This is a genomic window from Yoonia sp. (assembly GCF_036007805.1).
GTDB lineage: Bacteria > Pseudomonadota > Alphaproteobacteria > Rhodobacterales > Rhodobacteraceae > Yoonia.
Window position 1 is genome coordinate 1 of record NZ_DASYOK010000322.1, and the last position, 4,564, is coordinate 4,564.

Genomic DNA, 4,564 nt, shown 5'->3' on the forward strand with positions numbered 1-4,564 from the left:
CCTCGCCTACGAATGTCATGGGGGTCGGATCACTGATTTCGCCCGTCTCCGGGTCAACGAATTGCATCTGGACCGGCTGGCCCTGCTGGAATCCGCCAAGGGCAGGCTGTGGCGCACCGGCAAGCGCATCGGTCAGTGGCGACGGCGCGGCGGGGCGCTGCGCTTCGTTGTATTGCCGCACGGCCTCGTCAACCTGCGCCTGCGATGCGACGCCGGGAATTTCAAGAACTTCGCCGCCAGTAACAGTCACGCGGGTTTTGTCGCCACCGGGGGCTTGCACGCGCATGACGCCCACAACGGACGCAGGGCCTTGCTGCGGACGCAACACGTCTGCGGTAGGGGTCGGCCCCCCCTGCGGTGCCGTGGGAGGCGCAACAGGGGGAACCGGGCCGGATGCAGGGTCAGCGCCGGGAGGAACGGCACCTTGGTCTGATCCGGCGTCTGGTAGTGGCTGGGGCTGGCGATTGGCATAGGCGTCGGCACCTGCACCGATTGCGCCAGCGCCCCCGCCAAGAACGGCACCAACGAGCGCCGCTTCGGTTGCGTCCTCGGTCCAGCCACGGTCGGGATCGTAAAGCTGCTGTGCAACCATGTTGTTTGCCACGGTCGCAAGGTATTCCTGTGCTGCCTCTTCACCGGCAGACTGCGCAATATCGACAAACCGCTTCATCATGCCGTTGCCGATTTTGCTTCGCACGCTCTGCGGCAAAACTTTGAAGGCGCGGGCAATGGGCACAATTTCGGATGCACCAATCGCGGCCCCCCAGCGCGCGGCTTGCTCGGCCACGCCCTCTTCGGCCCCCATTTCGCGGGCCTCTCGGTAAAGTTGGCTGGCGTTCATAGCCGAACCGATACCGGCACCAGTGGTCAAGCCCGCCACTGTGCCGCCAACGGGACCGGCAACAACGGTGCCTGCTACACCGGCGGCCAGTGCCGCGCCGCCCATGCCCACAAGGTTGCCCGCACCCTCAGCCACCATCGCCCAAAAAGAACGATCCTCCGGGTTGGGTGCGCCGAACGTGCCCTCTACGCTGTCGCGCATTTGCTGGCCGCGATCAAAGCCTTCCAGATCGGCGGCAGGAGTTGCCTCGTTATCCGTCTGCGCCTGTGCGATTGCCTTGGCTTCTGGCAGGGCTGCAAATGGCTCGGTTGCCCCGCGCACGAACTGCTGGCCGCGCCGCTTGGCGGTGTCGATCAGGCTTTCGTTGTCAATCTCGGCCTGATTGCGCTGCTGGACCGTGGGCGTGCCATAGAGTTGCGCCCGGATCTCGGTCGCATAGTCGCCAAAGCTGCGCTGCGCTTCGGGTCCGAACACCTCCGAGACGATCGCGGTCGGATCTTCACCGGCCTTGAACCGGGGGCCAAGAGCCTGCCCGCGCTGCCGAGCGATGTTCAGAAACTCGTCAGGCGACTTCGCTCCGGCTTGCTCTCCGGCAGCAAACAAGACCTCGATAGGCGTGCCCGTCTCAATGGCAATATCTTCAAGCGCGGTTTTCGTGCTGACCTGATCGGGGCCAAAGACGGGCATATCATTCATGGGGAAGCCTCAATGCAAAAGGGACCGGCGCTGTCGCGCTGGCCCCCTTATACCACATTTAGGCTATTGGGAAACGATAGACACAAAATGTTGTGTCACATGCCCGCCATTGTCGGGATGGGCTTGTCTCCACCAGTGCCACCAAAGAAGGACCGGATAGACGATCCTACGCCGCTGGCTGCTGCCGGTGGCGGCGCAACTGGCGCTTGCCTCGGCGGCGGTTGCGGCAGGTCAGGGCGCGACGATGCGATGTATTCCCGCACCGCCGTATCGGCCTGCTGCCTTTGCTCTGGCGTAAACGGCTGCATTGAGCGTCCGTCAACAAAACCGTCAGGGAACATCATTTTGACCGCTTCATCATAGGCTGTGGAAAAGCTATTGGCGTTCTCAATCTTTTGCGCCTGCGCCTGCTCTACGCGCTGCCGCTGCCGCTCGATCCCGGCTGTTGGCGATGCAAAGTCGCCCAGCCCATCAAGAACCTCTTTCATGCCCTGATACTCGTTGACCAAGGTTTCGCCGGTGCGCTTGTTCTTCAACGCCACCTCTGCGCCTGTAACCTGACCATCATCGGAAAACAGAAGTTGCGTGCCCTTGGTTTCAACTTCCCAATCGCCGTCAGGGTCAAGATAGCGAACCATCCCCGCGGTGGATTTAGCAAACGATTCCGTGTCTCTCAAGGTGGTCGATACGACTGCACGGTTGTAGTTTTCCAGACCGCGTTGATTTTGCTCGTTGCGCATGAAATTGCGGAACTCCATCGCGCCAGCAATGTCGCCCCGCTTGAGGCGCTGGAGAACGTATTGCTCACCTTGCTCTAGGATGTAGTCCATGCCGGTTTTGGTGCCGTTTTTCAGGGCTTGTGGCGACGCCTTTCCGGGCTTGCCCACTGGAACAGTCTGCGAAGTTCCATCAGCCATATTGAACGTCATGGCGTTTTCGCCCCGGCCCTGCTCTCGCGCGTCCTGAATTGAAAGACCGCGCGGCATGGATACGTCTGTTCGCTGCCCTGCGTTCGGGTTCTGGACGGATGGAAGCTCACCGGCGGGCTGGCCCGCTGCGGCGGCGGCATTTTGCGCTTCTGGCGGGGTGGCGTTTTGGGCTGACGCCTGCTCCGCCGCCGGGGGTGGAGCTTCCGCATTTTCGCGGCGGCTTTCAGAAGTAGGGAACTCATACCCGGTCGCGTATTTCACATAGGGGTTTACGACGGTGTTAGCCAAGTCTGCTGCCGACCTTGCTACCCCACCAATAATTGCAGGCGTTCGCCTTGCCACTTCCCCAATATCGCCAGCAAGGCCGCCGCTTTGAAAAAACTGGCGATCTGGGTTTGGCTCCTCAGACATGCCGCCGACAATGGCGGCGGATGTTGTGCGGGCGTCGCGCAGTGCGCGCTGGATTAGGGTTTCTCGATTGGTGTCCCGAATTTGCACATCGGCATTACGGCGATCAGGGCCACGGCGCTGCGCTTCCTGCTGTGCCTGCTGCTCCATCGCATTCATGGGCATTTGTCGATTTTCGGGCGCTTCCTGACCTTTTGACGGTCGCTGCGATGGGCCGCGATCCGTGTAAGAATCCTCCGCGACTGAATCTTGGTTTTGCACGGCGCTACGCATGGCCGGGTTGTTAATCTCGCTCGCGGCCATTGTCGGCTGGCGGTAGCCCTGCGGCTCTGGCTGCGGTTCGGCTACTGCCGGTCGCCCTTGCCTGCGCTGCCGCGTGTCGCCTGCTGGCCGCTCTCGCGCGGCTTGCGGCGCGGTCTGCCCCTGCTGATAGTCAAAATTCTCCTGAAACTCTCCGTCACCACGGCCAATGGTATCGCGCAGCCTGCCTACATCGCGCGCAATGTTCTGGCCCGGCGTCATGACGCGGCGTTGTGCGGGCTGCTGCTGCGCTTGCGACATTTGCTGCGACTGCGCCATGTAGCGTTCAATCTCGGCCTGCACCGCTTGCGGGTCCATCCCGTCAGGGAAATTTGCCACTGAGCCGTCAGGCAGGTTTACACGAATGCTCATGCCACACCTCTTGGGACCAAGCCTTGACCGGGGATGAAGTCAAACTCCATCGCCTGCGTGACCTGTTGGGGCTGCGCGGCAGGAAGTGAGGACATTTCGCGCGGGGCGCTATTGCCATAGGAAAGCGGTGCGCCGCCTCCGAGCTGTCCAAACGCAGACATTCCACGATTGGCGGGCGCTGGAACATACTCGCCTTGATAACCGCCACCACCGGAACCGTTATCCATTCCGCCCATAAACGTGCCAAAATCATCCGATCTGGAGGGCGTCTTGGGCCTCCCGCTCCGCGCCGCTGCCTTGCGCGCCCGCTCCATCGCCATCTCGTGCGATTCCTTCTTCCAGCCGTGGGTTTCCCCCTCGCGCTCGAACCGCGTGTCGTCCATCTTCCGAAGGCGCTTGTTGTTGTCCATCGTGTCGCGGGCCTGCATCCCGTTAAACACGCCGTTTACGAAGCTACCGATTGCCATGACTGGCCTCCTTACGCTGCTGCGGCGCGCTTGGGCGCTGCCATTTTGTCAACCTTGCCTGCAAGCTCTTGAACCGCCCCCATCGTGACGCCGATAGCGTCGATGATGCTGATCTCCTTGCCGTTGCCCAGCCCGGTCGCCTTCTGGAAGTCCTCGGCATAGGGTCCGATGTGCTTCTTGCCGCCACCGTCGCCCATGCCCTTTTTGTATTCCCATTCCTCAACCGGCATGTCGCGCACCGCATCAAGGACAGACATAGGCTTGCGCTTGGCGGTCTTGTATTCTTCGGAGGACATCATGGCGAAACCTGCAACCGAACCCGCCGCGCCTGCAATGTCGCCAAGGAAGGCATTTTTAGCATTATACCCCTGCATCTGCTGATTAAACTGCGTAGTCAGGCCGTTAATCATCCCTTGCTGGCCCTGCATCGCAGTCTGCGCCCCGCCCGAGACCATGCCTGCCGCGCTGGACACACCATTCATGCCCGCGTTCATGCCGGTGCTGCCCGCGCTGTTGGAAAGCCCCATGCTGGTGCCGGGGTTGACTGCCAG

3 protein-coding genes and 1 pseudogene are annotated in these 4,564 nt (G+C 61.7%); all 4 read right to left on the reverse strand.

Annotated elements, in window-relative coordinates; translation table 11 throughout:
- A pseudogene (locus VGP75_RS17175) lies at nt 1-1,537 on the reverse strand (hypothetical protein); the annotation flags it as partial.
- Between the two features lie 95 nt (nt 1,538-1,632).
- Nucleotides 1,633-3,546, reverse strand: a complete 1,914-nt coding sequence (locus VGP75_RS17180; RefSeq protein ID WP_327544820.1) for a hypothetical protein — start codon at nt 3,544-3,546, stop codon at nt 1,633-1,635.
- Nucleotides 3,543-4,013 (reverse strand): hypothetical protein, encoded by a 471-nt coding sequence (locus VGP75_RS17185; RefSeq protein WP_327544821.1) that lies wholly within the window; start codon nt 4,011-4,013, stop codon nt 3,543-3,545. The genes VGP75_RS17180 and VGP75_RS17185 overlap by 4 nt, the downstream gene beginning before the upstream one ends.
- An 11-nt stretch (nt 4,014-4,024) precedes the next feature.
- Nucleotides 4,025-4,564, reverse strand: a 540-nt coding sequence (locus VGP75_RS17190) for a tail fiber domain-containing protein (RefSeq protein ID WP_327544822.1), incomplete at its 5' end; no start/stop codon positions are given.

What these genes read in the sequence shown, in the direction of transcription:
- VGP75_RS17185 (WP_327544821.1), bottom strand. Translation starts at nt 4,013, where the DNA reads ATGGCAATCGGTAGCTTCGTAAACGGCGTGTTTAACGGGATGCAGGCC.
- VGP75_RS17180 (WP_327544820.1), bottom strand. Translation starts at nt 3,546, where the DNA reads ATGAGCATTCGTGTAAACCTGCCTGACGGCTCAGTGGCAAATTTCCCT.